The sequence below is a fragment of the Streptomyces nanhaiensis genome, from assembly GCF_046614825.1.
Taxonomy (GTDB): Bacteria; Actinomycetota; Actinomycetes; order Streptomycetales; family Streptomycetaceae; genus Streptomyces; species Streptomyces radiopugnans.
This window is the reverse complement of the sequence record NZ_JBKJFM010000404.1, coordinates 1-475: the sequence shown is the minus strand read 5'-3', so window position 1 is coordinate 475 and position 475 is coordinate 1. Positions and strand designations below refer to the sequence as shown.

The window sequence follows — 475 nt, the reverse complement described above, 5'->3', positions numbered from 1 at the left end:
TCCCTCCCCGCCGCTCTTCCGTTCTGGGTGTGCTGGGCCCGCGCGCGCTACGCGGCGAGCATCGCGGCGTGCACCTCCGCGCGCGGTGCGGGCAGCACGGTGAGCGCGCCGACGTCCGCGGGGGCGGTGCCCGGCCAGGGGCCGCCCGCCAGCACCCGTTCGGCGGTGCGGCGGCACTCGGGGCACTCGTCCACGTGCCGCACCAGTTCCCGGCGGAGGGCGCTGCCCAGCAGCACCTCCCGGTCCCCGGCGAGCCGGGCGACGGCCGGGCAGCCGCCCCGGTCGACGACGGCGAGCGCGGTGCGGGTGCGCTCCACCTCGCAGGCGGCGCTGGACAGCAGCAGCTCCGTGCCGTCGTGGTCCGTGCCGAGGACGGCCGCGACCTCGTGGACCGGCAGGTGGTGGCGTACGGCCAGCTCCAGGGCCTCGCGCTGCTCGGGGCCGGTGCCGGCGGCCTCCGGCCAGGCGAGCGCGG

General features: G+C 79.8%; 1 pseudogene. It reads right to left on the bottom strand.

The annotated features are described in order from the left end of the window. Positions 1-50: 50 nt before the first annotated feature. Positions 51-475 (bottom strand): annotated as a pseudogene (locus ACLIYP_RS30825) (hypothetical protein); the annotation flags it as partial.